This window comes from Thiopseudomonas alkaliphila (assembly GCF_001267175.1).
GTDB classification, from domain to species: Bacteria; Pseudomonadota; Gammaproteobacteria; order Pseudomonadales; family Pseudomonadaceae; genus Oblitimonas; species Oblitimonas alkaliphila.
The window spans coordinates 889,383-915,533 of sequence record NZ_CP012358.1 but is presented as its reverse complement, the minus strand read 5'-3'; the positions used below and the strand labels follow the sequence as shown (position 1 = coordinate 915,533).

Here is a 26,151-nt window from a genome sequence, read left to right as displayed (position 1 = left end):
CGACCAGTAAAACCTTGCCAGCTTGAGCCTGAGTATAGCGCGAGCTAGGTACGGCTTGCATCTAGGTCAAGTTACTTGGGCTGTAATTGTAAAGGCGCATAACGGTACATAGTGTGTTGATGACTGGAGCTAAAGGGTAAATAGCTAGAGCGAAATGCTTCTGGGCGCCGTTTGTTAATGGGGCGCTCGGCAACTAATAGTGGTTCACGCAGGCTAAAGTCTACCAGTAGCCGTTGGCTACTAAGACGCTCAATGCCTGAGGGTAGATTGGCATCAAGCTGTAGGCTGTTGAGGGTGTGAATTGAGCCACTTGGTAAATCTGCAGGTAGCCCTTGTAACCGATGCAGTTGCCAACGAGTGCTATTGCTGCCGAGTTTTTGGCTTAGCTGTTGGTGGGTGGCGAGGAATAACTCAGCCAGTGCTTGGCCTTTAGATTGAGGCCAAAAAGGGCTGTTATCTTGTTGCAGTAAGTGTGCTAGAGCAGGCGCAGTAGAATTATTGCTGAGTTGCTGAAAGCCTTGCAGGGCGGCAGGCGAGAGTGGCCGCTGGGCTGACTGCAGTAAAAACTCTTGGCTGGTTGCCAATAATTGGCTGTAAATGGCGGCAGCGATTGAGTCAGAGGCTAAGAGGCCGTCAAAGTTTTGCAGTTGCTGCAAAATAAAGCGTGATTTTGCTTGCTCGGCTGGGGCTTGCTGTTCTATAGCCTGCTTTAGCGGGTGGGCAATATGGGGTAACTGTAAGCTGTGCTGTAGACGCTGGGCGCTGATATCTAGTGGCGAGTTAAATAGTGCCAAGTTTGCTTTGGCGGGTGGCTGACTGGCCGTTAGCAGTTGCTCAATCCGTTGGGCGCGGTAGCGTCCATTGCCTTGATTGCTGAGAATTAAACCAAACTGTTGCCCCGGCTGGTTATTAGCAGTCACTAGCGCTCCAGAAGCTGGATTTATGTCATAGGGCAATAAGCTAGGCTCTAGCAGCCCAAGCCACTGCTTATCTATCTCCCAGCCGGCTACTGGAAATAAACCACGGCCTGCGCCACGGCTGGGGTAGCTCCCGGTGGTTTGCCAGCTAATTTGTTGGGCATCAGCGAACAGCATTTCTAATCCTAGCAGGTGTAAGTCGCTCGCCAGTGCCAGACCAGTTTCGGCTTGATTGAGCTGCATAAACTTAAATAAAGCTGCCACGGCTTGCGGCGTAAACTGTTGCGGCTGCTGGAGACTAACACTGGATTTACCGTTTAACTGCGCAGCGCTGACTAAGCCGTTATGCAAGAGCGGGCCGCGTGGGGTGCGATAAAAGGTATGGGTCAGGGGCTGGGTTTGGCCTTTTACTATAAAGCGCTCGATTTTTGCTTGGGCGGGCCGCCACTGCTGTTGCTCAAGGTACATTAAGCGGCCATTACGCAAGGCTAGGCGCTCGATAAAGAGGTCTTGATTATCGGCATTGCTACTGGCAAAAGAATAGGCGACCCGCTGATTGCTGCCGGCTAAAACACTAGGAAAGCCTGGCAAGCTAAAGCCAGCCACTGCCAGCTCAGGCGACTGCCATTGACTTAAATACAGTGCTGTTCCGAGCTGAGGATTGGCATGCCAGTCACTGACTAATAAACTTTTTCCTGTTTGTGGGCGACGGTTTTGCGCCCACTGGGAGCTGGACAGGCTCGCTAGTCGGTTCTGTTGGTTTAAGTACAGGCTAGCGGCTAGTACGGGTTCGAGCTCAAGTAATTGATTTTTGTATTGTTTTAGTTGTGTCAGTAGCGTCAGGCTTTCGGCTGAATCGCTGTTAACTAAGGCAGCCAGTTGTGCTGGGTTAAAATTATCCGTCAGTAAGGTCAGTGTTAGCTCATCATTGAGGTTACCAGCCAAGCTAAACCCCAGAAACAGTAAGCTGGCCAGTGAGTCTTCAGCTCGCCAGTAAGCGGGGCTGCCTGTTGCTGTTAAGGCATAGTCGGCTAACTGCTGGCGCTGATGATACAGCTGAGCATTGACCCCGCGGGCATAAACCTCTAGATAAGTACGTAGCCCCTTAGGTAGTTGCTGCAACAGTTGCTGAGCTTGGCCTTTAAAGTCGAGGGAGCGCATTAAATAATCGCTTGGTAAGGCCTTAGGGCCTTGAATTTCAGCCAAGGTACCGTAAGCCATGGCACGTTGTAGCATCATTTGCTCTAAACGCTGATCCGCATGTAAAAAGCCCTGACTAAATAATAAGTCATGGGCATTGGCAGCCTGAATCAGTGGTGAGCCTAGGGCATTACGTTTAATTCGAACCGGTTGTGCTAGCCCTTTAATCGCTACCGCGCCTTGGGTGATAGGCAGTGATTGCTCTTGGGAGCCAATAAAGTGGTTACAGCCGCTGAGTAAGGTTATTCCCAGTAGCAATCCGTAACGGCGAAGTGGTGACAAATTAAGCTGAAGGTGACAATTGAGCATGGTAGATCCCAGCAATAAAAGGGCGGAATTAAGGGAATGGCTGAATTCTTGGTAAAGTGGGACACTATTTTAAAGCTAATGCCCGTTAGGCGTCATTAGTCTCAGTATCACTGAATTTGGAGTGCCTATGTCGGCGCAAGAATACCTTGAGTGGCAGCAACAATCATCTATCGAATCTGCCTTATGGTTAAGTGAGCACTTTACCAAAATTCCAAGCAAGTTAACGGTGATCGATGATCAGGTCAACGCAGATACTGCTTACCGTTTAGCTTGTGAAGGCCATGGCTTGTTATGGCAAGGTGACTTTCAAAATGCTAAGCAATTATTGCAGGCCATGGGCCGGCGTTTTGAGCGCGGTCTTAAAGCAAAGTCAAAGAAAAAAGCAGGGGCTTTAACTACGGCTGAAAGGTTTCATCAGTATCGCTTACAGCAAGCCCAGCGGGCCGCTATTTTAAATCAGCTGCTGATTCAGCTCAGTGCTAACGGTAGTTGTGCGCTTAAGCGCGCACCTGATACTGCTGAGGCATTGCAGGCAGCATTTGGCTTGCAGGAAGATCGTTATTTATTGCCGCTGCGTGCATTGCAAGGTGCTTTAGGGGCTTATCAGTGGCGGCTTAAAGGGGTTGAAGTTAAAGAGTTACAGGCTTCGGTTTATCCGCGCTATGGTGTATTTGCTCCAGTGCGTAGCGAATATTTAGCTTTGGTTGAACAGGCCTGTGCTGAGCTTAAGGCAGAGCAGGCACTGGATATAGGAACCGGCACTGGGGTGATTGCGGCCATGTTGGCTAAACAAGGCGTGCCTAAAGTGCTGGCAACCGATATTAATCCAGCGGCGATTGCTACGGCAAAGGAAACGATCCAACAACTGGGGTATTGCCAGCAGGTGCAAATTATTGAAGCTGACTTGTTTCCTGATACGCTGCAGAGCTATGACTTGATCGTGTGTAATCCGCCTTGGTTGCCAGGTAAAGCATCTAGCGCGTTAGAGTTTGCAGTCTATGACCATAAAAGCCGGATGCTTAAGCAAGTGTTGCAGGGTGGTGCACAGCGTTTAAATAGTGGCGGGCAACTCTGGATTATTATTTCTGATCTTGCCGAGCACTTACAGCTAAGAACGCGCACTGAGCTATTGCACTGGATCGAGCAAGCGGGATTACGGGTAATCAAGCGCTTGGATACCCAGCCCAGTCACCGTCGTAGCCACGATCAGCAGGATGCGTTTTACCACGAGCGCTCACAAGAAATTACTTCATTGTGGGTGTTGGGTACTGCCAAATAACAAACGTAGCTGCGGACAAGCTACTTGCTAAAAGTCATGACTGCTAACTTTTAGCAAGTTCAGCGGTTAGCTGCGGCTTTTGTGTTCTATGGCGTGATCAAGGCTAAAGCGCTGCGCACCCTGTAGGGCTAGCACTAAAAAACCACCAGCCATACTGATGTTTTTCATAAAGGCAGTGGCCTGATCAGGCGTGCCATGGAAGATAAAGGCAGAAGCTAGGTTAAATACGACAAATACCAAGGCTACGCCGCGGGTTTGAAAACCGAATAAAATCGCCAGTCCACCACCGAGCTCAAGCAAGACCACTAAGGGGTAAAAAAAGCTGGGTACCCCCTGACTCGCCATATATTGCAAAGTAGGCTCCATAGCAAATAACTTGCCCCAGCCCGAGACAATAAAAATATAAGCCAAGAGTGCGCGGGCAATTAGGTTAAGAGCAGCCTGTAGATTAGGTTGAGTTAAGTAGCGTTGTACAATCAGATTGGGATTAGGCATGGCACACTCCAAATACAGTGCTTATTCTAAGAAGTGACTATTGAGAGTGGAAAATTAGTTAAAGTTCAGCAAGGTTCGGCGAAAAAGGCTGGCTTAGTAGGATTTGAGCTAAGTATGCAGCGAAGTTGGAATAACAGGTGGCGGGTGACGTATAGAGAATAAAAAAGTTACTACCTAGCAGGGCTATAGCACTTGATGCTGAGTTCTTTAGGAATGATTAGCCTTGCTGGCTGATGCAGTTTTTTGGGATGTTTTTGGGGGTATTCAGATCTTTTTTGTAGGCCTTTAGAGATAAGGCTTACAGGCTATATTTGGTGCCTCGGGGGAGAATCGAACTCCCACGTTGTTACCAACGGCGGATTTTGAATCCGCTGCGTCTACCAATTCCGCCACCGAGGCATGGCGCGAAAGTATAGAGATGCACAGCCTATTGGTCAAATGTTTTTTCATGGTTATTTTAGGCGGTTTCCGCTAAGCTTTAGCGTTTTGCAGATTGAAGAAAAGTCATGCGCGTTGAGCAGTTTCATTTTGATTTACCCGATGAGCTCATTGCCCGTTATCCGTTAGCGGAGCGCAGAGCCAGCCGTCTTTTAATGCTAAAAGCAGGTGAGGCACTGCAGCATCAACAGTTCTCTGACTTATTAGCTGAAATTCAGCCAGGCGATCTGATGGTGTTTAATAACACGCGGGTGATTCCAGCACGTTTATTTGGCCAAAAAACTACCGGCGGTAAACTTGAGGTGCTGGTTGAGCGTGTGCTTGATGAGCATCGGGTATTAGCGCATGTCCGCGCCAGTAAGGCGCCTAAAGTAGGGGGTTTGCTTGAGTTTTCGGGATTTCAGGCCAGCATGCTCGCCCGTCATGATAGCTTGTTTGAGTTAGCCTTTGTTCAGCCGGTACTGCAGGTGCTGCAGCAAATCGGCCATATGCCATTGCCGCCTTATATTGATCGAGCGGATGAGCTTGCTGACCGTGAACGGTATCAAACCGTTTATGCGCAAACTGCAGGGGCAGTGGCGGCGCCAACCGCTGGCCTGCACTTTGATCAAGCCATGCTAGATGCCCTAGCCGCTAAAGGTGTGGAGCAAGCCTTTGTGACCTTGCACGTAGGCGCGGGCACCTTTCAGCCCGTACGAGTTGAGACCATTGAACAGCATCACATGCACAGTGAATGGCTTGAGGTTAGTCCTGAAGTAGTAGAAGCCGTTGAGGCGTGTAAAGCGCGTGGAGGGCGGGTAATTGCAGTAGGGACTACCAGTGTCCGCTCTTTAGAGACTGCGGCGTTATCTGGTAAGATTCAGCCCTTTACTGGTGATACGGATATTTTTATCTACCCAGGTAAAACGTTTAATGTCGTGGATGCCTTGGTGACTAACTTTCACTTACCTGAATCAACCTTGTTGATGTTGGTCAGTGCATTTGCCGGCTATCACGAAACCATGGCTGCCTATCACGCGGCGGTGGCGAATAAGTATCGATTTTTTAGTTACGGTGACGCAATGTTTTTAACCCGTCATCCGCAGCCTAGTATTCCAGAGGAATAATTGTTTATGTCTTTTATGCAGTTTGAGTTATTAGCGACCGAGGGTAAGGCGCGTCGTGGACGCCTGACGTTTCCCCGAGGTGTCGTTGAAACTCCTGCCTTTATGCCAGTTGGTACATACGGCACCGTTAAGGGCATGTTGCCGCGTGATATTGAGGCGATTGGTGCTCATATGATCCTGGGTAATACCTTTCACCTATGGCTGCGTCCGGGCACGGAAGTGATTCAACAGCAGGGTGATCTGCACAACTTTATGCAGTGGCAAGGCCCTATTTTAACCGACTCTGGTGGTTTCCAAGTATTTAGCTTGGGTGCTATGCGTAAGATCAAGGAAGAGGGGGTGTACTTCTCTTCACCGGTGGATGGGCGCAAAGTATTTATGGGGCCAGAAGAGTCGATGCAGGTGCAGCGTGCGCTAGGCTCGGATGTGGTGATGATTTTTGATGAATGCACGCCGTATCCCGCAGAGCATGACGTGGCTAAGCGCTCGATGGAATTATCGCTGCGTTGGGCGAAACGCTCGAAGATTGCCCATGGCGATAATCCTTCGGCTTTATTTGGGATTGTTCAAGGCGGTATGTATCAAGACTTGCGTATGCGCTCGTTAGAAGGGCTGTGTGAGATTGGTTTTGATGGACTGGCGATTGGCGGATTGTCGGTCGGCGAACCGAAAGAAGAAATGATCAAAGTGTTGGATTATCTACCTGAGCAAATGCCCGCTGATAAACCTCGTTATTTAATGGGAGTGGGCAAGCCCGAGGATTTAGTCGAAGGCGTACGCCGTGGAGTGGATATGTTTGACTGCGTAATGCCCACTCGTAATGCCCGTAATGGACATTTGTTTGTTGAGACAGGGGTGATTAAAATTCGCAATGCGGTACACCGGCATGATGAGTCACCGCTGGATCCAAGCTGCGACTGCTATACTTGCCAACACTTTAGTCGAGCCTACTTGCATCACTTAGATAGATGTAAAGAAATGCTCGGTAGTATGCTAAACACCATACACAATTTGCGACATTACCAGCGTTTAATGGCGGGTTTACGAGAGGCCATTGAACAGGGTACATTGAGCGCCTTTGTCGATGAGTTTTATGCGCGACGTGGTTTACCTACGCCGCCATTAAATTAATACATTAATTAAAATCTAGAGTTACAGGAGCTGAACCATGAGTTTTTTTATTCCTGCGGCCTTTGCTGATACTGCAGCTGGCGCGCCTCCCGGTGGTGAATATATGCAATTTATTTTGCTCGCCGGTTTTTTAGTGATCTTTTACTTAATGATCTGGCGTCCACAGGCCAAGCGTGCAAAAGAGCATCGCAACTTGGTTCAAGGATTACAAAAAGGTGATGAAGTAGTGACCGGTGGCGGGATTGTTGGAAAAGTTGTGAAAGTAAGCGATGACTTTTTAGTCTTGGCTGTTTCTGACACGGTTGAGCTAAAAGTTCAAAAAAGTGCCGTGGTAGCAGCCTTACCTAAAGGCACCTTAAAAGCTATTTAAGTTTATTCACAGGGCGTTTATCGCCCTGTGTCATTTACGGGCGGAACCATGCTCAACAAATACCCTCTTTGGAAGTATGTGCTGATTCTAGCCATACTGACTATCAGTTTTATCTACTCTGCGCCTAACCTCTATCCGGATGATCCTTCTATTCAGATTACTGGCTCCAGCAGTGCCTTAGTATTAGAGCAAGCTGATCTGGATCGCGCCGCAGCGGCCTTACAAGCAGCCAATATTCCAGTTAAGGCAACCGAGCTTAGCGCGCGTGGTGGTTTATTGCGGCTCACTGCTCGAGATGATCAGCTTCCAGCAAAAGAAGTCGTGCGTCGTGCTTTAGGTGATGAGTACGTTGTCGCGCTCAATCTAGCGCAAACTACGCCTGATTGGTTGCGTGCATTAGGCGCCAGCCCAATGAAACTGGGCCTTGATTTATCCGGTGGTGTGCACTTTCTTTTAGAAGTGGATATGGAAAAAGCCATCGATGCACGGCTAAAAGTATACGACAGTGAAGTTAAAAGCTTGCTGCGTAAAGAACGTATTCGCTATCGCACCCAAGGCGCACTAGAAAATGGTGTACAGCTTGGGTTTAATGATGCCGACTCACTGAATAAAGCTCGCGCGTTAATTCGTAAAGATTACCTAGAGCTTGAGCAGAGCGTGGTAGAGCGTAATGGTATTTCAGTGCTGCAATTGCACTTAAGCCAAGCCAAACTGACCGAAATTCGTGAGTACTCGATTAAGCAAAACTTAACGACTGTGCGTAATCGGGTTAACGAGCTAGGTGTGGCTGAACCTTTAGTTCAGCGTCAGGGTGCCAACCGGATTGTGGTGGAATTACCGGGCGTACAAGATACTGCGGAAGCCAAGCGAATTTTAGGTAAAACGGCCAGTTTGGAGTTTCGTTTAGCTGCTGAAATGGATGCACCACGCGCCACGACCGAAATGTTTGAGTTTCGTGAAGAAGGGCGTCCAGCGGTTGCCTTAGAGCGCAGCGTAATTATTACCGGTGACCAAGTCACTGATGCTCAGGCTTCTTATGATGAAAATGGCCGCCCACAAGTGAATATTCGCTTAGATGGGCGCGGCGGTGATTTAATGAACCGCGCTACCCGCAACAGCATTAATCGCAGTATGGCGGTGATTTTCATTGAGCAGCGCCCAGTGACAACTTATGTTAAGCAAGAAGTTGAGGGTAAGCTGCAAGAAGTTGAAGTGCAGAGCTTTAAAGAAGAAAAGAAAATCATTAGCCTAGCCACAATTCAGTCGGCCTTAGGTAGCCAGTTCCGTATTACTGGATTAAACGGCCAAGGCGAATCCTCTGAACTGGCGCTATTGCTGCGCGCCGGTGGTTTAGCGGCACCGATGTACTTTGCTGAAGAGCGCACCATTGGCCCAAGCCTTGGAGCGGAAAATATTCAGTTAGGGGTGAAGGCAGCGTTGTGGGGCTTCTTATTTGTCGCCATCTTTATTGTGCTGATTTATAAGGTGTTTGGCCTATTGGCGACCATTGCCCTGAGCTTAAACATGGTAAACCTAGTGGCAATGATGTCGATTCTCGGTGCCACTTTAACGTTGCCGGGAATTGCCGGGATCGTACTGACCATGGGGATGGCGGTGGATGCCAACGTGCTGATTTTCTCACGTATTCGCGAGGAAATAGCAAATGGCATGCCGATTCAGCGCGCTATTCATGAAGGCTTTGATAAAGCTTACTCAGCAATTGTGGATGGCAACCTCACCACTTTATTGGTGGGAGCGATTCTATTTGCCATGGGTACCGGGCCAATTAAAGGCTTTGCGGTGACTATGTCATTGGGTATTGTCACCTCAATGTTCACGGCGATTATGGTGACACGAGCCATGGTTAACATTGTATATGGCGGTCGTCAGGTTAAAAAACTGTGGATTTAAGAGGCCAAGATGAAACGAATTATTAACTTTATGGGTGTACGCCATGTGGCGTTTGCACTGACAGTGCTACTCACCTTGGCCAGCCTTGCCAGTTTGGCAGTGAAAGGCCTGAACTTTGGTTTGGACTTTACTGGCGGTACCTTGATTGAGTTGCAGTATGAGCAGGCAGCTGACCTGAATAAAGTTCGGGATCAGCTGCATTCAGGTGGTTATGCTGATGCGGTAGTGCAAAGCTTTGGCGCGGTGACGGATGTGTTGGTACGGATGCCAGGCGATGACCCAGACCTTGGGAAAAAAGTCGCGGCGGTACTCACGCAAGACAGTGAGCAACTGAGCATTAAGCGCGTTGAGTTCGTAGGGCCTGCAGTGGGCGAGGAGTTACGAGAGCAAGGTGGTTTAGGCATGTTGCTGGCGATGGCTGGGATCATGGTGTACTTAGGCTTTCGCTTCCAATGGAAGTTTGGCATTGGCGCACTGGTGGGCTTATTTCACGACGTGATTGTCACCTTGGGGGTGTTTTCCTTCTTCCAGTTACAATTTGATCTCACAGTGTTGGCAGCGGTGTTAGCGATTATTGGATACTCGCTTAACGATACCATTGTTGTGTTTGACCGAATTCGGGAGAATTTCCGGATTCTGCGTAACACTGGCTTGGTAGAAAACATTAACATCTCTGTTACCCAAACCTTGCTGCGTACCTTGGCTACTTCGATCTCCACTTTATTGGCGGTGTCGGCCTTAATGGTCTTTGCTGGCGATAACTTATGGGGCTTTGCTTTGGCGTTGTTTATCGGGGTCACTGCAGGTACTTACTCTTCGATCTTTATTTCCTGTATTGCCTTAATTTGGCTAAAACTGGTGCCAGAAGATTTGATCCCACCAGCACCTACTGAAGAAGTCGACGAGATGCCATAACTTGCTTTTCGCGAGTCAGTAAAAATGCCGGTGCTTATATTAAGCACCGGCATTTTTTATTTTAATGACTAATTGATTAAGCGACGACGGCTTTAATCATGGTGCCATTGATTAGGTTGTCGGCGATTGGGCAGCGACGCTCAATTTCTTCAAGGAAGGTTTGCTTTTGTTCTGGGCTGAGATCAGCATCAATATCAACTTTCAGGCGCACTTCAGAAAAACCAGCGCGGTTTTCAGTGGCTTTACCCATTAAACGATCAGTATCAAAATCCGCTTCAATTTCAAACTGCATACCACGTAAGGCAATTTTTTGTTGGTGCGCAACGATGCGGCCAATGGTGCCTAAGCAACCGGCCAGAGCACCAATTAAAAAGTCAGGAGGGGTAGGCCCTTTGTCGGCACCGCCGGCATTTTTCGGCTGGTCCATATAGATGGTGTGTCCACCAGCTTGTACTTCTACAGTCATGCCGGCTGTCATGTTGGCGGTTGCAGTAATGGTCTTAACGGCCATAGGTTACTCCTAGTTAATAAATTTATTACCCATGGGAGTATACAAAAAAGCGGAGCTTTAGTTAAGTGCTGGCTAGTGCCAGCACTGTTTTTTCAAAGCTATTTTATTGCGATTATTTAATCGAGTTCAGTAAGGCGCGTAACGGTGCAGGCTTCACCGGCTTAGTAAAGAAACTGAGGTTATGTTGCTGCACACTGTGCAAGGTTTCCTCGCGACCATCTGCGCTGATAATAACGCCTTTAAAGTCTTCGCCCAGTTGGCTGCGTAGCCAGCTCATCAGATTAAGCCCAGTCTCGCCATGATCGAGGTGAAAATCGACTAGTGCAATATCTGGCGTAAAGCCTTCGGCTAAAATGGCTTGGCAGTCGGCTTGGGTTTTAGCCAAGCGTACTTCACAGCCCCAGCGAGTGAGTAAGCTTTGCATCCCTAGTAAAATACTTTCTTCATTATCAATGCACAGTACCGATAAATTGCTTAGCCCCTGACTTTGGGTGGTTACAGTGGGTTTAACTACTGGCGCTTGCGGTGCGGCAAAGGTCCGCGGCACGCTGATACTAAACACACTACCTTTGCCTTGAATCGAGCGTACATCAATCGGGTGGTTGAGTACTCGCGCTAAGCCATCGGCAATCGCTAGCCCCAGACCGAGCCCTTTTTCTTCACGGGTTTGGTGGCTATCTAGGCGCTTAAACTCTTCAAAGATGAACTCCAGTTTGTCTTCAGGAATGCCTTGACCTTGATCCCATACTTCAATTCTGACGCGTTCTTGGTTAGCCCGAACGCCTAGTAGTACGCGACCATTGGCATAGCGAAACGAGTTGGTGAGAAAGTTCTGCACAATCCGGCGCAGTAAACGAGGGTCACTCTCCACTGATACATCAAGGGTTTTTAGTCTAAAGTCTACGCCTTGTTGCTGGGCTAAGGCTTTAAATTCTTCACCCAGGGCTTCAAGCCAAGGTTTTAGCGCAAATGCTTGCATACTATGGCTGATCCGCCCACCTTCTAGGCGTGAAATATCGAGCAGGTCACTGATCAAGTCTTCGGCTGAGCGCAGTGAGCTATCAAGATTCTTGACTAGGGTCTGGGCTTCGCTAGGTAGCGCTTCTTGGTGGGCTAAAGCCGCTGAGAACAGACGAGCCGCATTTAAGGGCTGCATTAGGTCATGGCTAACTGCCGCTAAAAAACGCGATTTTGATTCATTGGCTGACTCGGCAAATTGCTTGGCATCTTCTAATGCAAGGTTCAGCTGAGACAGTTCATGGGTGCGCTCTAAGACGCGGTGTTCAAGGCTTTCGTTGGCTTCTTTAAGAGCATTTTCGGCTTGGCGGAAAGCGGTAATGTCGGTAAAGCTCATCACAAAACCGCCGCCTGGCATTGGGTTACCAATTAACTCAATTACTCGGCCATTGGGAAATAACCGCTCAGAGGTGTGCGCGGTACCTTGGCGCATCCAGTACAAGCGCTTGGTGACGTGGGCATCCACATCCCCAGGGCCACACAAACCGGCCTTGGCATTGTGCCGAATAATGTCAGCAATTGGCCGGCCTACTTGAACTAAGCCTTCAGGGTAATTAAACAGTTTGAGGTAGCGGTTGTTCCACGCAACTAAGCGTAATGAGCGGTCCACAACACTGATGCCTTGGGTGATGTTTTCAATCGCACCTTGCAGTAAGGTACGGTTAAATTGCAAGACTTCAGAGGCTTCACCGACGATGCGCACTACATCCTCAACATGCATTTCTCGGCCTTCAATCGCCGCCTTAACCACTACACGGGTTGAGGAGGCACCAAGTACCCCAGTTAATAAACGTTCGGTGTGGGCAATCCAGTCACCGCTGGCAGTATCTTGGGGATTAAACTCTTTTCCTTTACGGTAAGAAAAGCGCACAAAACTTTGCCGCGCCCGTTCTTCGCCTACAAAACGACTGGCTAGAGTGAGTAGGTCGTTAATTTGTACCGATAAGGTATTGCGCGAACCTACATGTTGGCCAATAAAACGATTGGCTTGCCAGTGCTCAGAAACTCGGGTGCGTGAGGTTAGCGAGACTAATACAAAGACTAAAAAGTTACCCGAGAGTGAGAGCAATACCCCAAGGGTGAGCGGATCAATCGGCAGGGAAAATGGATGATTAGCTAAAAAGGTTAGACCGGGAAAGGCGCTGAGCGACCAGCCCATACTTTGGGCTAGCAAAGGTAAAACCAGAGTGTAGAGCCATAAGCTATAACCGGTAGCTAAGCCTGCAAACACACCTTGACGGTTAGCTGATTTCCAGATCAAAGCGCCAATCATAGCCGGTGCTAGTTGTGTGAGGGCAGCAAAAGCCACCTGACCAATAGTGGCTAAACTGGTGGAGCTGCCCAGTAAGCGATAGCTGACATAGGCCAATAGCAGCAATAAAATAATGCTTAAGCGCCGTGCGGTGAGCATCCAATAGCTAAAAGCCTCAAATGGGCGCTCACTGGAGCGACGGCGCAATAACAGCGGTAGCAGCAGGTGATTAGAAATCATAATAGACAGGGTGACCGAGGCCACAATGGCCATGCCGGTAGCTGCTGATGCACCGCCAATAAAGGCCAGTAAAGCCAGTCCCGGATTAGCATCGGCTAAAGGCAGGCTAATCACGTAGGCATCGGGAATGGTGTTAGGCAATAACAGCTTGCCAGCCACCGCAATGGGAATGACAAACAGGGCGATAAGAATCAGGTAGCCAGGAAATAACCAGCGCGCCATGCGAAGATCACGGGACTGGATATTTTCCACCACAGTGACATGAAACTGCCGTGGCAAGGTATAGATCGCCATCATTGCCACACAGGTTTGCACCAGTAGTGCCGGCCAGTTCACGGCTTCGTTGCGGTATTGCTCAAGGGCTGGGGCTTGAGCCGCTTGTACCCATAAATCACCTACGCCATCAAATAGTCCCCATACTACATATAATCCAACCGCAATAAAGGCGAGTAGTTTGACTAAGGACTCAAAGGCAATGGCTAAAATCATTCCACGGTGATGTTCAGTCACATCCACATTGCGGGTGCCAAATAAGATGGCAAATAGAGCCAAGGCCACGGAGACAATTAACGCGGTATCTTGGGCCAGCACGCCGGTGGAGTTGCCGGCATTACCGGTGAGTAAATTAAAGCCCAGCACAATGCCTTTAAGTTGTAAGGCCAGGTAGGGCATGACGCCGACAATACAGATCAGCGTAATGACTACTGCTAAACGTTGGGATTTGCCGTAGCGAGCGGCTAGAAAGTCAGCAATCGAGGTGATGTTCTCTTGCTTGCTGATCATCACCATTTTTTTTAGCACCCAAGGGGCAAATAACAGGAGCAAAATTGGCCCGATATAAATCGGTAGAAATGACCAGACTTGTTCTGCGGCCTGACCTACCGAACCAAAAAAAGTCCAGCTAGAGCAGTACACTGCCAGCGACATGCTATAAACCCAGGCTCTAAATTTGGAAGGCAGCGGGGTTTGGCGGCGGTCGCCATAAAATGCAATGGCAAAGAGAGCGGCAATATATGCCAAAGAAACGCCAGCAATTAGCCCAATCGAGAGAGTCATAGCTTGTAATCAATAACCAGATAATAATAAAAATGCTCAGAAGTAGAGTTTAGCATGAGGGTGTATGACGTCTAGGTAAAAGTAGGTATAAGGCTGTAGAGGATGCAGGTATCAAAATAACTATAGGGAGGCTCGTTGTTTTATTTGGTTGCCAGCCAAAAGCCAAGATATGGTCTGAAAGAGAACTATTGGAGTTAATGATGTTAGAGTTGCAGTCTTCAGAGACTGTAGAGCACTTGAGAATAAAATGACTGCGATAGATTGGCTCATAAACACCGGGCTTGGCGTGGCGTTAGGGGTGCTGGGCGGCTTGCTTGGAATTGGCGGTGGCTTAATTGCGATTCCTGTATTGGGAATTTTATACGGCTTTGATCAGCAGCTGGCGCAGGGTACAGCTTTAGTGATGGTCGTGCCTAATGTGTTGCTAGGTGTGTATCGCTATCACCAGAAAAATAAATTTAACTTAAAAACCGCCAGTTTGCTTGGAGGTTTTTCTTTTGTTTTATCGTGGGTAGGCGCATCGATTGCCGTGGGTTTAGAAGCACAGGTTATGCGCTACTTCTTTGTTGGTTTTTTATTGGTGCTGATGCTGTGGAATCTCACCCAAGTCATTTTTGTGCCACGCGCTGAGCAGCCCGCGCGTGCTTGGGGTTGGTTTGCTGGTTTAGGTGGTTTTGCGGGATTTATGGGCGGCTTATTTGGTGTGGGTGGGGCGGTTGTGGCTACGCCAATTTTGACCCTGTGGTTTGGTTTATCCCAGGTGGTGGCTCAAGGATTGTCGTTAGCTTTAGCTTTGCCCAGTACGTTAGTCACCTTGTCCGCTTATGCGTGGCACCAGCAGGTGCACTGGCCCATTGGCTTGTCACTCTGTGTAGGCGGTTTGCTTGGAGTAAGTTATGGGGTGAAAATCGCCCACCAGTTGCCAGCGCGGCTGATGAAAGCATTATTTAGTGGTTTTTTATTGCTCAGCGCCATTTTATTATTTTATCAAACCTAGCCAGCGCCTAATGAAGTGCTAAGCGCTGGTAGGATTTAAGTAGCAGAGAATTAGTTGGGTGCAAGCATAAGGGCTGGATTAACCCACTGGCTAAACTGCTCATCGGTTACTAAGTTCAGCGCAATCGCTGCTTCGCGCAAGGTAAGGTGTTCGGCGTGGGCTTTTTTAGCAATTTTGGCTGCGTTGTCGTAACCGATGTGTCGGTTAAGCGCGGTTACCAGCATTAATCCTTGTTCTAAATGCTGTTGCATCATTTTGGCATTAGGCTGCATATCGGCAACGCAGTGATCTTGGAAGTTTTGGCAGCCATCGGCCAGTAAGCGGATCGACTCTAAAATATTGTGAATAATTACCGGCTTAAACACATTGAGCTGTAAGTGGCCGTGGGTGGCTGCAGTGGTAATACTGACATCATTACCAATCACTTGGCAGCACAGCATGGACAACGCTTCACATTGGGTAGGGTTGACCTTGCCAGGCATGATTGAGCTGCCTGGCTCATTTTCAGGCAGTAGCACTTCACCTAAACCAGCCCGTGGTCCTGAGCCTAATAAGCGTAAATCATTGGCCAGTTTAATCAGTGTGGTGGCTAGGGTTTTTAACGCACCTGAGAGGCTGACTAACGCTTCTTGTCCAGCGAGAGCGGCGAACTTATTGGGGGCTGAAGTAAGTGGGAGTTGGGTAATTTCAGCCAGCTCTTGGGCGATGGCTTCAGCAAAGCCTTTGGGTGCATTAAGTCCAGTGCCTACCGCGGTGCCGCCTTGGGCTAGCTGTGCTACTTGAGGTAAGGTGGCTTCAATGGTTTGCTTGGCTAAGTCTAGTTGCGCCACAAATGCCGACAGCTCTTGACCGAAACTAATGGGCGTGGCATCCATTAAATGAGTGCGCCCAGTTTTTACCAGATTCATATGCTGATGAGCTTGCTGTTCGAGCCCATTACGCAAATGTTTAACTGCGGGTAATAGTTGGCTCAGCACGGCCTTGAGCGCGGCAATATGCATCGCGGTAGGAAAGCAATCATTGGAGCTTTGGGCGCGGTTGACATGATCGTTTGGATGCACGGGCGATTTGCCGCCCCGTGCTTGGCCTGCTAATTCGTTGGCACGGCCAGCGATGACTTCATTGACGTTCATATTGCTTTGGGTGCCACTGCCGGTTTGCCACACCACTAACGGGAAATGCTCATCAAGCTGACCGGCAATGACCTCATCAGCCGCTTGCTCAATCCACTGCGCTAATTCAGGGGTGAGATCACCCAGACGATGGTTAACGCGAGCCGCGGCTTTTTTAATTTGCGCTAAGGCATGGATTACTGCCAGTGGCATGCGTTGCTCGCCAATCACAAAGTTTTGCTTTGAACGTTGGGTTTGGGCACCCCAGTACGCTGCTTGCGGGACATCAATTTCGCCCATGCTATCGGTTTCAATACGTGTCTTCATGGTGATTTCCTGGTCGGTTAGTCTTGCTGCTCTTTAGCTTGTTCTTGGGCTTCAAGTTCAGCGTTACGCTCTTTCATCCGTTCTAGCTTGTCAGGATCAATCGGCATTTTGTTGGCTGAGTTTTTCAGCCAGAGCAGGCTGCCAATTACTGAGCCAAAAATGACAATGATTAATCCCCATAGGTACCAAGGCATAGTTTTCTCCTGTGCTGAGGTTGTGCTTATGCAGTCAGACCCTTGCGAGATTAAATAATTGCCTGGGTTGCTGCGCAAATCAGTCGATTAAATCGGTACAATAGCCTCACTATATCTTGTTTGCATGATTGAGAACCTTATGACCAAACCTATTATTGTTGCGCTAGATTTCCCTACCCATGACGCTGCGTTGGCCATGGCAGCTCGCTTAAACCCCGCGCAGTGCCGAGTTAAAGTAGGTAAAGAGTTATTTACTCGTTGCGGACCGGCGGTGGTTGAGGCCTTACAAGCCAAAGGTTTTGAAGTGTTTTTAGACTTAAAATTTCATGACATCCCTAATACCACTGCAATGGCAGTTAAAGCTGCGGCAGAGTTAGGTGTGTGGATGGTGAATGTGCACTGCTCGGGTGGGCTAAAAATGATGGCCGCTTGCCGTGAGGAGCTGGAAAAGCGCAGCGGAATGAATCCATTATTAATTGGTGTGACGGTATTAACCAGTATGGAGCAGGCGGATTTAGCCGGTATTGGTCTTGATCTAGCGCCCCAAGAACAAGTGTTGCGCTTAGCTGGATTAGCTGCCCAGGCTGAGCTAGATGGTTTGGTGTGCTCAGCCCAAGAGGCCGTTGAGCTAAAGAGTAACTTTCCGCAGTTGAGCTTAGTCACCCCTGGCATTCGTCCTGCCGGCAGTGCGGCCAATGATCAAAAGCGGATTTTAACGCCAGCACAGGCAATACAGGCAGGAGCTGATTACCTAGTGGTCGGACGACCTATTACTCAAGCGGCGGATCCGGCACTGATGGTTGAACAAATTCTGCAGAGCTTAAATTAAGCTAAAACCAGTTACAGTTTGCGGGTGCTATACAGCGCCCCCAGCAGCACGGTAGCTAAAAACAGAATGAGCCAGTTCCAGTTAAAATGATCCCAAATCCAGCCACTGCTATAGCCCAGTGCACTGGAGCCTAAATAGTAGGTACACAGATACAGTGCTGAAGCTTGGGCTTTGGCGCTGCAGGCTTTTTGCCCAACTAAACCAGAAGCCACTGCATGGGCGGCAAAAAAACCAATTGTAAATAAGCTTAAGCCGAGAATCACACTAGGCAGCCATTGCGTGAGGCATAAGAGCACGCCCAGTAGCATCAATCCTAGGCTGCTATTGAGTACGGGTTTAGCGCCAAAGCGTTGAACTAAGCGTCCACTCCAATTAGCACTCACCATACCAAACAAGTAGACCAAAAATAACAGGCCAATGACGGTGGAAGAGAGGGCAAACGGCTGTTGTAATAAATGAAAACCAATGTAATTAAACAGCGCCACAAAACTGCCCATTAATAAAAAGGACAGCAAAAACAGTCGGCGTAACTGCGGGTTCAGCAAGTGGGTCTTAAAGTTACGGCTTAATCCTACAATGGAAAAAGGTTGTGGCTGAAAGTGTTGGGCAGGCGGCAGTAACCAGATAAAGAGCAAACACGCCAATGCACCTAGGGCAGAAATTCCTCCCAGCGCCAAACTCCAGCCGCCTAGATCACTGAGCCAACCAGCCAGTAAGCGGCCTAATAAGCCGCCGAGTGCGGTACCGCCGACATACAGTCCCATCGCTACGGGCAGTGAACGGGGAGAAAACTCCTCGCCCACATAAGCCATGGCCAGTGCAGGTAAACTGCTTAAAGCAATACCAAGCAGGGTGCGTAACACTAAAAGGCTATGCCAGTCACGCACGAGGGCGCAGGCAATACCCAGGGCACAGGCGAGCAGTAAGCCAATAGCCATAATGGGTTTACGTCCCCAGCTTTCACTTAAGGCACCCGCTACCAGTAAGCAACAAGCCAAGCTCAAAGTAGTGCTAGATAAGGCCAGGCTACTGGTGGCTGCCGATACTTGAAACGCTTCGGCCAATTGCGGCAGTAAAGGCTGCACACAATACAGCAAGGCAAAGGTGGCAAAGCCAGCACAAAATAGCGCAAGGGTAGCTTTGCGATAAGCGACAGTGCCGCGCTCAATAAAAACTTGCTGGGTGGATTCAGCCATAACCTAACCTTGTGCCTAGTAAATATCAGTGAATACCTTAGCAAGCTAATTAAATAACTGTCTAATCCTCTGCTAAGGATCTGGGGCACGCGGGCTAGAGCTCGGTTACATCCAGGTAGCGCATTGGGGCAGACTGATCAACCCGTAGGCTCTTAAAGTCAAACAGTTGGGTGTCAGCCAATTGTGAGGGCGCAACATTTTGCAATGAGCGGAACATGATATCCAAACGGCCTGGAGTGCGCTGTTCCCAATCTTGCAGCATGCCTTTAACCACTTGCCGCTGGAGGTTTTCTTGGGAGCCACAGAGATTACAAGGAATAATCGGGAATTCTTTAAACTCAGCGTATTCGGCAATATCCGTCTCTTTGCAGTAAGCCAGTGGGCGAATCACCACGTTGCGACCATCATCCGAGAGTAGCTTGGGTGGCATGGCTTTTAAGGTGCCGCCGTAGAACATATTTAAGAAAAAGGTTTCCAGAATGTCATCACGGTGATGGCCAAGCGCCATTTTGGTCGCGCCAATTTCATCGGCAAAGGTATAGAGCGTGCCACGGCGTAAACGGGAGCACAGCGAGCAGGTGGTTTTACCCTCTGGAATTTTTTCTTTCACCACTGAGTAGGTGTCTTTTTCAATAATATGGTAAGGCACGCCTAACTCTTTAAGATAAGCCGGTAAAACATGCTCCGGAAAGCCGGGCTGTTTTTGGTCCATGTTGACTGCGACTAACTCAAAGGAAATAGGTGCGACCTTTTGTAAATGCAGTAATACATCCAACAAGGTGTAGCTGTCTTTACCGCCAGACAAACAAACCATGATCTTGTCGCCGTCTTCAATCATATTGAAGTCAGTAACCGCTTCACCGGCGAGACGGCGCAGGCGTTTTTGAAGTTTTGCATGTTTGACTGAAAGCGTACTCATTTGATTGTTTTGCATCCACAACGGTAAAAGTGATCATTTTACCTGTTATTGATAGCCAGCGGATAGGGGTAGGTAATTACCTCGGCTGAAAGCTGTGCTTTTACAAGGGCTGCTAGGCTATTTGCAGCAGATCTAGGGTTGACCGAGAGCTATCTAAGCCTAGGCACTGGAACAGTTCATTAGCAGGAGCGATAAAGATCAGCGCTAAGCGCATTTTATTGCAGCAGTTTTGTGAAAAAAGCAGTAGAGTAATCCCCATTTTAGCGAACGTGGTTCGCAGGTGATCAGTGGCACCTTCCACTGTGATTGTTCCTAGGAGAAAATCATGTCAGTTCTAGAGACACCTGTTCAACGGGAAGACTTTGATCAGGTAATGGTTCCCAATTATGCGCCAGCGGGATTTGTTCCGGTTCGAGCACAAGGCTCACGAGTCTGGGATCAAAGTGGTCGAGAGCTGATTGATTTTGCCGGTGGTATCGCAGTGAATAGCTTAGGACACTGTCATCCCGCATTAGTCGAGGCGTTAACCCAACAGGCTAACCAGCTATGGCATATCTCTAACGTATTTACCAATGAGCCGACGTTACGCTTAGCTAAGCACTTAGTGGCCGCCACCTTTGCCGAGCGAGTGTTTTTTAGTAACTCAGGCGCTGAAGCTAATGAGGCGGCGTTAAAGTTGGCGCGGCGGGTAGCTTTTAATAAGTATGGGGCAGAAAAATACGAGATTATCTCGGCCCTTGATAGCTTTCATGGCCGCACCTTCTTTACTGTCAGCGTAGCTGGGCAGCCGAAGTATTCGGATGGTTTTGGACCAAAACCTGCTGGTGTTGCCCATGTACCCTTTAACGATTTAGCGGCTTTAGAAGCGCAAATCTCTGATAAAACCTGTGCGGTGATTTTGGAGCCGATTCAGGGTGAAAGCGGTGTGTTGCCGGCGACCCAAAGCTATTTGGAAGGGGTGCGGGCTTTATGCGATAAGCACAATGCGTTGCTGATTTTTGATGAGGTGCAAACTGGCGTCGGTCGTACAGGGCAGCTCTATGCTTACCAGCACTACGGCGTGCAACCCGATATTTTAACCAGTGCGAAAGGGCTGGGTGGCGGTTTTCCGATCTCAGCGATGCTGACCACCGAAGAGCTGGCGCAGCATTTAGCCGTAGGGACCCATGGCACCACCTTTGGCGGTAATCCATTAGCCTGTGCTGTGGCTGATCGGGTGCTCAGTATCGTTAATAACGAGAGCACCATGGCTGGCGTACAAGCACGGAGTCAGTATTTTACTGAACGTTTACATCAGCTTGCTACAGAATACGGCGTATTTCAGCAAGTGCGTGGCATGGGCTTGTTGCTTGGTGCAGTCTTAAGCGAGGCTTGGCAGGGCAAGGCAGGTGAAGTGCTGAAAGCCGCTGAGCAACAAGGGCTGATGCTCTTGCAAGCAGGGCCTGATGTTGTGCGTTTTGCTCCGAGCTTAGTCATTGAGTACGCGGATATTGATGAAGGGCTTGCGCGTTTAGAGAAAGCCTTGCAACAGCTGTTAGCTCAAGCGTAATCATTTAATCAGTGTTTTTAGCCGCAGATTTAGTGCCTGCGGCGTTTTTTAGTTAGGTATTGGTAATGAAATCAGGTTTTGAATTAATTTTAGAAAATGCAGACGGCGAGCTCAGCCAAGTAGAGTGCGGACGTTTTGCAATTAAGTGGCAAGGTAAAGAAATTTGGGTGCAGCACGTCGGCGACGGTCAATTGCTGATGGGCGTGGAAGTGGAAGAAGAGGATAGTGAGTACGCGAACTTAGTGATTCGTCCTTTAGCGACCAACTTAATGAGCCTGCAGCTAGAGATGGACCCTGCAGACGCTGAAGAGCATGTGCATGGCCCCGACTGCAACCATTGATCGGTAGCTGACGGTATAGCCTTAATTCGCTATAATGCGCGCCATTATATGCCAAATGGCGATAGTCACAGAAAAACGGTTTATTAGCCGAGCCAACCAAGTCTGGAAGAATTTATGAAAAGCGCAGAAATTCGTGAAGCTTTTCTTCAGTTTTTTGAAGAAAAGGGGCACACCCGTGTAGCTTCAAGCTCTCTTATCCCTGATAACGATCCCACGCTACTTTTTACTAACGCGGGAATGAACCAGTTTAAAGACTGTTTTCTTGGATTAGAAAAGCGCGCCTACACCCGCGCAACTTCCAGCCAAAAGTGTGTCCGTGCTGGCGGTAAACATAATGACTTAGAAAATGTGGGCTATACCGCTCGTCACCATACCTTCTTTGAAATGCTAGGCAACTTTAGCTTTGGTGACTATTTCAAGCGTGATGCGATTCATTACGCCTGGGAGTTTTTAACCTCTGAAAAGTGGTTGAATTTACCGCAAGATAAGCTGTGGGTAACCGTTTACGCCGAAGATGATGAAGCGTATGACATCTGGACCCAAGAAATAGGCGTACCTGAGGCGCGTATGGTACGCATTGGTGACAATGGCGGCGCGCGTTACGCTTCGGATAACTTCTGGGCTATGGGTGACACTGGGCCTTGTGGTCCATGTACGGAGATTTTCTTTGATCATGGCGAGCACATTTGGGGTGGCCCTCCAGGTTCGCCAGAAGAAGACGGTGACCGTTATATTGAAATCTGGAATAACGTGTTTATGCAGTACAACCGTACCGCTGATGGCGTTATGCATCCTTTACCTGCGCCTAGCGTAGATACCGGGATGGGGTTAGAGCGGATCAGTGCAGTACTGCAGCATGTGAACTCCAACTATGAAATTGATTTATTCCAAAACCTGTTAGCAGCGTGCGCGCAAGCGATTGGGTGCGCCAATGATGAGGCGCCTTCGTTAAAGGTAGTGGCTGACCATATTCGCTCGTGCAGTTTTTTAATTGCTGATGGTGTGCTACCCAGCAATGATGGCCGGGGTTACGTGTTACGCCGGATTATCCGTCGCGCCTGTCGCCATGGAAATAAGCTAGGTGCTAAGGGCACATTCTTCCATAAAATTGTGGCGGCACTGGTTGCCGAAATGGGGCAGGCCTTCCCTGAGTTAGTGGCTCAGCAAGCGCAGATCGAGCGTATTTTAAAGCTGGAAGAAGAGCAGTTTGCTAAAACTTTAGAGCAGGGCCTGCGAATTCTAGAGCAGGACTTAGCGGCATTAGACGGCAGTGTGATTCCTGGGGATGTGGTGTTTAAGCTTTATGACACCTATGGATTTCCAATGGATTTAACTGCAGATATTGCCCGCGAGCGTGAACTAAGTATTGATGAGGTCGGTTTTACTGCGGCGATGGAGGCTCAGCGTGAGCGCGCCCGTGCAGCTAGCTCCTTTGGCCTGGATTACAACAGCTTAATTAAGTTGGATGCGGCTACTGAATTCTTAGGTTACGAATACACCAAAGCCGATGCAGTGGTGGTGGCCTTGATTAAGCAAGGGGTTGCAGTAGACCAGTTAGCGGAAGGCGATGAAGGAGTAGTGGTGCTGAATCAAACCCCTTTTTATGCTGAATCCGGTGGTCAGGTTGGTGATTGCGGACACTTGCTAGCCAATAATATGCGCTTTGATGTGCAAGATACGACGAAAGCCAGTGATGCCTATTTGCATCAGGGCGTATTAGCTCAAGGGGCACTCAAACTGGGTGATACCTTAAGCGCCCAAGTGGCAGCAGACGTACGCCAAGCCACTGCGCTTAATCACTCAGCCACGCACTTATTACATGCGGCTTTACGCAAAGTGCTAGGCGAGCATGTGCAGCAGAAAGGCTCTTTGGTTGATAGTCAGCGTTTGCGTTTTGATTTTAGTCATTTTGAAGCTGTGACGGCGGAACAAATCGCGGCCTTAGAGCAGATGGTAAATGATGAGATTCGTCGCAATACCGCCGTGGCCACTGAAATCACCGATATCGAAAGCGCTAAAGCTAAGGGCGCGATGGCCTTATTTGGTGAGAAGTATGGTGACAGTGTACGGGTGTTAAGCATGGGTGGTGATTTCTCAGTTGAGCTGTGTGGTGGAATTCACGCAGAACGTACTGGTGATCTAGGCCTGTTTAAAATTATTAGCGAGGGCGGCGTTGCTGCGGGAGTACGCCGGATTGAGGCGATCACTGGCGAGGCGGCGTTAACTTGGCTCAACCAAGCAGAAGAGCAAGTTAAGCAAGCAGCGCAACTGGTTAAAGGTAATCGTGACAATTTACTGGAAAAGCTGGAGCACTTAGTTGAGCACAGTCGCCAGTTAGAAAAGCAGCTAGAGCAATTAAAAGCCAAAGCCGCCAGTGCTGCAGGCAGTGACTTGGCAAGTGAAGCGGTTGAGATTAACGGCGTAAAAGTGCTAGCAGCTCAGCTGGATGGGCTAGATGGTAAAGCTTTATTAGCACTGATTGATCAGTTAAAAAATAAACTCGGCAGTGCAGTGGTGCTCTTGGCGAGTGTGGTTGAGGATAAAGTGGTGCTGGTGGCTGGTGTCACTAAGGATCTGACTGCGACGCTTAAAGCCGGTGACTTAATGCGTGAGGCCGCTGCCGTAGTAGGTGGAAAGGGTGGTGGGCGTCCGGATATGGCGCAAGGCGGCGGTACCGATAGCAGTAAGGTTGCAGAGGCATTGGCGTTAGTGAGTCCGTTTGTGGCCGCACGTAGCAAATAACGCAAAAATCGCCCAAGCAGCCCTTGGGCGATTTTAGTTGGACATTTGGTTTATTAGGGGAGGCAGTTTAAATGGCGTTAATCGTACAAAAGTTTGGTGGAACTTCTGTCGGCTCAACTGAGCGAATTGAGCAAGTGGCTGCCAAAATTAAACAGTTTCGTGCAGATGGGCATGACATTGTGGTGGTCGTATCTGCAATGAGTGGAGAGACCAACCGTTTATTAGCGCTGGCTCAGCAAATTACGGAAAAGCCCTCAAAGCGTGAAATGGATGTAATGGTTTCAACCGGTGAGCAAGTTACAATTGCCTTATTGTCGATGGCATTGATTAAGCAAGGAGTGCCTGCAGTCTCCTTTACCGGCGCGCAGATTCCGTTAGTCACAGACAGTGAATTTAGCAAGGCGCGAATTTTAAGTATCGATGAAAGCAAGGTCCGGGCACAGTTACAAGCTGGCAAAGTGGTGGTAGTGGCTGGGTTTCAGGGGGTAGATGAGCAAGGAAATATTACGACCTTAGGTCGTGGCGGTTCTGACACCACTGCAGTGGCCTTAGCAGCAGCGCTTAAAGCGGACGAGTGCCAAATTTATACTGATGTGGATGGTGTTTACACGACCGACCCACGGGTAGTGCCGCAAGCGAAGCGCCTTGAGCAAATCACTTTTGAGGAAATGCTCGAAATGGCCAGTTTGGGTTCAAAAATTTTGCAAATTCGCGCCGTTGAGTTTGCTGGAAAATATAACGTACCACTGCGTGTATTACACAGTTTTCAAGAAGGGGCGGGCACCCTAATTACTTTAGATGATGAGGATTCCATGGAACAGCCAGTTATTTCAGGTATTGCATTTAGTCGTGATGAAGCCAAGCTGACTATCCGCGGCGTGCCAGATACTCCAGGTGTGGCGTTTAAGATTTTAGGACCGGTGAGTGCGGCCAATATTGAAATAGATATGATCGTGCAAAATGTGGCTAAAGATAACACCACCGATTTTACCTTTACCGTCAATCATTTGGACTATGACAAGGCGTTAGAGGTACTCAATAGTGTCGCTGCGTCTATCGGTGCCCGTGAAGTGGCGGGAACCACTAACATTGCTAAGGTGTCCATCGTAGGTGTCGGCATGCGTTCCCATGCCGGAGTTGCAAGCTGCATGTTTGAGGCTTTAGCCAAAGAAAATATTAATATTCAGATGATTTCCACTTCTGAAATTAAAGTGTCCGTAGTAGTTGAAGAAAAATACTTAGAGCTGGCAGTGCGTGCGCTGCATACCGCCTTTGATTTGGATGCACCTACTAAAAAAACGGAGTAAAGACAGATTTCTGTCTTGCGTGCCAGGATCGCCGCTTATCTGGCGATCCTTGTAAAACCAAGGGATCGTACCCATTAAAAAATATTACAGATGCAGACTGTAACTTTAAATTATGAAATCAAGGAGTAAAGCATGTTAATCCTAACTCGTCGTGTAGGTGAAACGTTAATGGTGGGTGATGAAGTCACTGTCACTGTGCTGGGTGTTAAAGGTAACCAAGTGCGCATTGGTGTGAACGCACCAAAAGAAATCGCAGTCCATCGCGAAGAGATTTATCAGCGCATTCAAAAGGAAAAAGAAGAGGCAAATAATTAATTTAACTATTTTTTAAAAAAAAGCTTTGCAAAAGCGGGGCGTTTAGGTATTATACGCCCCGTTGAACGGAGAGGTGGCCGAGAGGCCGAAGGCGCTCCCCTGCTAAGGGAGTACACCTCAAAAGGGTGTCGAGGGTTCGAATCCCTCCCTCTCCGCCATTTTATAGCGCTACTATT

Annotated in this window: 21 protein-coding genes and 2 tRNA genes; 14 read left to right on the top strand and 9 right to left on the bottom strand. The window is 48.8% G+C overall.

From position 1 onward, the window contains the following. Positions 1 to 71 precede the first annotated feature (71 nt). Entirely contained in the window at positions 72 to 2,426 is a 2,355-nt protein-coding gene (locus AKN87_RS04405) for a penicillin acylase family protein (protein WP_053102600.1), read from the bottom strand. Positions 2,427 to 2,553: 127 nt separating this feature from the next. Here AKN87_RS04405 and AKN87_RS04400 point away from each other — a divergent pair, with 127 nt between their 5' ends. Beyond that, positions 2,554 to 3,705: a methyltransferase gene (locus AKN87_RS04400; RefSeq protein WP_053102599.1), complete on the top strand. Its 1,152-nt coding sequence runs from the start codon at positions 2,554 to 2,556 to the stop codon at positions 3,703 to 3,705. 66 nt (positions 3,706 to 3,771) lie between these two features. On the opposite strand, the gene AKN87_RS04395 is transcribed toward AKN87_RS04400, so the two are convergent. Together AKN87_RS04395 and AKN87_RS04390 are read right to left on the bottom strand one after the other, a co-directional pair. Then, the gene (locus AKN87_RS04395; RefSeq protein WP_053102598.1) at positions 3,772 to 4,200 is read right to left on the bottom strand and encodes a DoxX family protein; all 429 of its coding nucleotides are present in this window, start codon (positions 4,198 to 4,200) and stop codon (positions 3,772 to 3,774) included. A 312-nt stretch (positions 4,201 to 4,512) separates the two neighbouring features. Further along, positions 4,513 to 4,599, bottom strand: a tRNA-Leu gene (locus AKN87_RS04390). Positions 4,600 to 4,706: 107 nt separating this feature from the next. Between AKN87_RS04390 and queA the strand changes: the two genes are divergently transcribed. Genes queA through secF form a run of 5 tightly spaced genes read left to right on the top strand, consistent with a single transcriptional unit; the run spans position 4,707 to position 10,071 of the window. Next, positions 4,707 to 5,744 (top strand): tRNA preQ1(34) S-adenosylmethionine ribosyltransferase-isomerase QueA, encoded by a 1,038-nt coding sequence (gene queA / locus AKN87_RS04385; RefSeq protein WP_053102597.1) that lies wholly within the window; start codon positions 4,707 to 4,709, stop codon positions 5,742 to 5,744. A 15-nt stretch (positions 5,745 to 5,759) separates the two neighbouring features. Then, positions 5,760 to 6,875 (top strand): tRNA guanosine(34) transglycosylase Tgt, encoded by a 1,116-nt coding sequence (gene tgt, locus AKN87_RS04380; protein ID WP_096334893.1) that lies wholly within the window; start codon positions 5,760 to 5,762, stop codon positions 6,873 to 6,875. Between the two features lie 37 nt (positions 6,876 to 6,912). After that, complete coding sequence (gene yajC, locus AKN87_RS04375; protein WP_053099824.1) at positions 6,913 to 7,245, top strand: preprotein translocase subunit YajC; 333 nt, start codon at positions 6,913 to 6,915, stop codon at positions 7,243 to 7,245. A 48-nt stretch (positions 7,246 to 7,293) separates the two neighbouring features. Then, positions 7,294 to 9,156: a protein translocase subunit SecD gene (gene secD, locus AKN87_RS04370; RefSeq protein WP_053099823.1), complete on the top strand. Its 1,863-nt coding sequence runs from the start codon at positions 7,294 to 7,296 to the stop codon at positions 9,154 to 9,156. Between the two features lie 9 nt (positions 9,157 to 9,165). After that, complete coding sequence (secF, locus tag AKN87_RS04365; RefSeq protein WP_053099822.1) at positions 9,166 to 10,071, top strand: protein translocase subunit SecF; 906 nt, start codon at positions 9,166 to 9,168, stop codon at positions 10,069 to 10,071. A gap of 76 nt (positions 10,072 to 10,147) precedes the next feature. Here the strand turns inward: secF and AKN87_RS04360 are convergent, their stop codons facing one another. Next, positions 10,148 to 10,582 (bottom strand): OsmC family protein, encoded by a 435-nt coding sequence (locus AKN87_RS04360; protein WP_053102596.1) that lies wholly within the window; start codon positions 10,580 to 10,582, stop codon positions 10,148 to 10,150. A gap of 112 nt (positions 10,583 to 10,694) precedes the next feature. Beyond that, entirely contained in the window at positions 10,695 to 14,147 is a 3,453-nt protein-coding gene (locus AKN87_RS04355; protein WP_053102595.1) for a hybrid sensor histidine kinase/response regulator, read from the bottom strand. A gap of 247 nt (positions 14,148 to 14,394) precedes the next feature. Between AKN87_RS04355 and AKN87_RS04350 the strand changes: the two genes are divergently transcribed. Further along, positions 14,395 to 15,144, top strand: a complete 750-nt coding sequence (locus AKN87_RS04350; protein WP_053102594.1) for a sulfite exporter TauE/SafE family protein — start codon at positions 14,395 to 14,397, stop codon at positions 15,142 to 15,144. A gap of 50 nt (positions 15,145 to 15,194) precedes the next feature. Here the strand turns inward: AKN87_RS04350 and AKN87_RS04345 are convergent, their stop codons facing one another. Continuing rightward, positions 15,195 to 16,583, bottom strand: a complete 1,389-nt coding sequence (locus AKN87_RS04345) for a class II fumarate hydratase (RefSeq protein WP_053102593.1) — start codon at positions 16,581 to 16,583, stop codon at positions 15,195 to 15,197. Positions 16,584 to 16,600: 17 nt separating this feature from the next. Beyond that, a complete protein-coding gene (locus tag AKN87_RS12095; RefSeq protein ID WP_064496070.1) occupies positions 16,601 to 16,777 on the bottom strand; it encodes a DUF2897 family protein in 177 nt (58 codons plus the stop codon). Between the two features lie 139 nt (positions 16,778 to 16,916). On the opposite strand from AKN87_RS12095, the gene pyrF reads away from it, so the two are divergent. Then, a complete protein-coding gene (pyrF, locus tag AKN87_RS04340; RefSeq protein WP_053099817.1) occupies positions 16,917 to 17,606 on the top strand; it encodes an orotidine-5'-phosphate decarboxylase in 690 nt (229 codons plus the stop codon). Positions 17,607 to 17,617: 11 nt separating this feature from the next. Here pyrF and AKN87_RS04335 read toward each other — a convergent pair whose 3' ends face one another. Then, on the bottom strand, positions 17,618 to 18,802 hold the full coding sequence (locus AKN87_RS04335) for an MFS transporter (protein WP_053099816.1): 1,185 nt from the start codon (positions 18,800 to 18,802) through the stop codon (positions 17,618 to 17,620). A gap of 94 nt (positions 18,803 to 18,896) precedes the next feature. Continuing rightward, positions 18,897 to 19,721, bottom strand: coding sequence for a tRNA 2-thiocytidine(32) synthetase TtcA (gene ttcA / locus AKN87_RS04330; protein ID WP_053101880.1), 825 nt, complete (start codon positions 19,719 to 19,721; stop codon positions 18,897 to 18,899). A gap of 325 nt (positions 19,722 to 20,046) precedes the next feature. Here ttcA and AKN87_RS04320 point away from each other — a divergent pair, with 325 nt between their 5' ends. From AKN87_RS04320 to AKN87_RS04295, 6 genes are all read left to right on the top strand, one after another. Beyond that, on the top strand, positions 20,047 to 21,270 hold the full coding sequence (locus tag AKN87_RS04320; protein ID WP_053102591.1) for an aspartate aminotransferase family protein: 1,224 nt from the start codon (positions 20,047 to 20,049) through the stop codon (positions 21,268 to 21,270). A gap of 65 nt (positions 21,271 to 21,335) precedes the next feature. Next, on the top strand, positions 21,336 to 21,611 hold the full coding sequence (locus AKN87_RS04315) for a hypothetical protein (RefSeq protein ID WP_053102590.1): 276 nt from the start codon (positions 21,336 to 21,338) through the stop codon (positions 21,609 to 21,611). Between the two features lie 114 nt (positions 21,612 to 21,725). After that, positions 21,726 to 24,353 carry an alanine--tRNA ligase gene (gene alaS, locus AKN87_RS04310; protein ID WP_053102589.1) on the top strand — a complete coding sequence of 876 codons (2,628 nt, stop codon included), beginning with the start codon at positions 21,726 to 21,728 and terminating at the stop codon, positions 24,351 to 24,353. 71 nt (positions 24,354 to 24,424) lie between these two features. After that, the gene (locus AKN87_RS04305) at positions 24,425 to 25,660 is read left to right on the top strand and encodes an aspartate kinase (protein ID WP_053102588.1); all 1,236 of its coding nucleotides are present in this window, start codon (positions 24,425 to 24,427) and stop codon (positions 25,658 to 25,660) included. A 132-nt stretch (positions 25,661 to 25,792) separates the two neighbouring features. Further along, positions 25,793 to 25,975: a carbon storage regulator CsrA gene (gene csrA / locus AKN87_RS04300; RefSeq protein ID WP_053099810.1), complete on the top strand. Its 183-nt coding sequence runs from the start codon at positions 25,793 to 25,795 to the stop codon at positions 25,973 to 25,975. Positions 25,976 to 26,042: 67 nt separating this feature from the next. Further along, positions 26,043 to 26,133 (top strand) — tRNA-Ser (locus tag AKN87_RS04295). Positions 26,134 to 26,151: the final 18 nt, after the last annotated feature.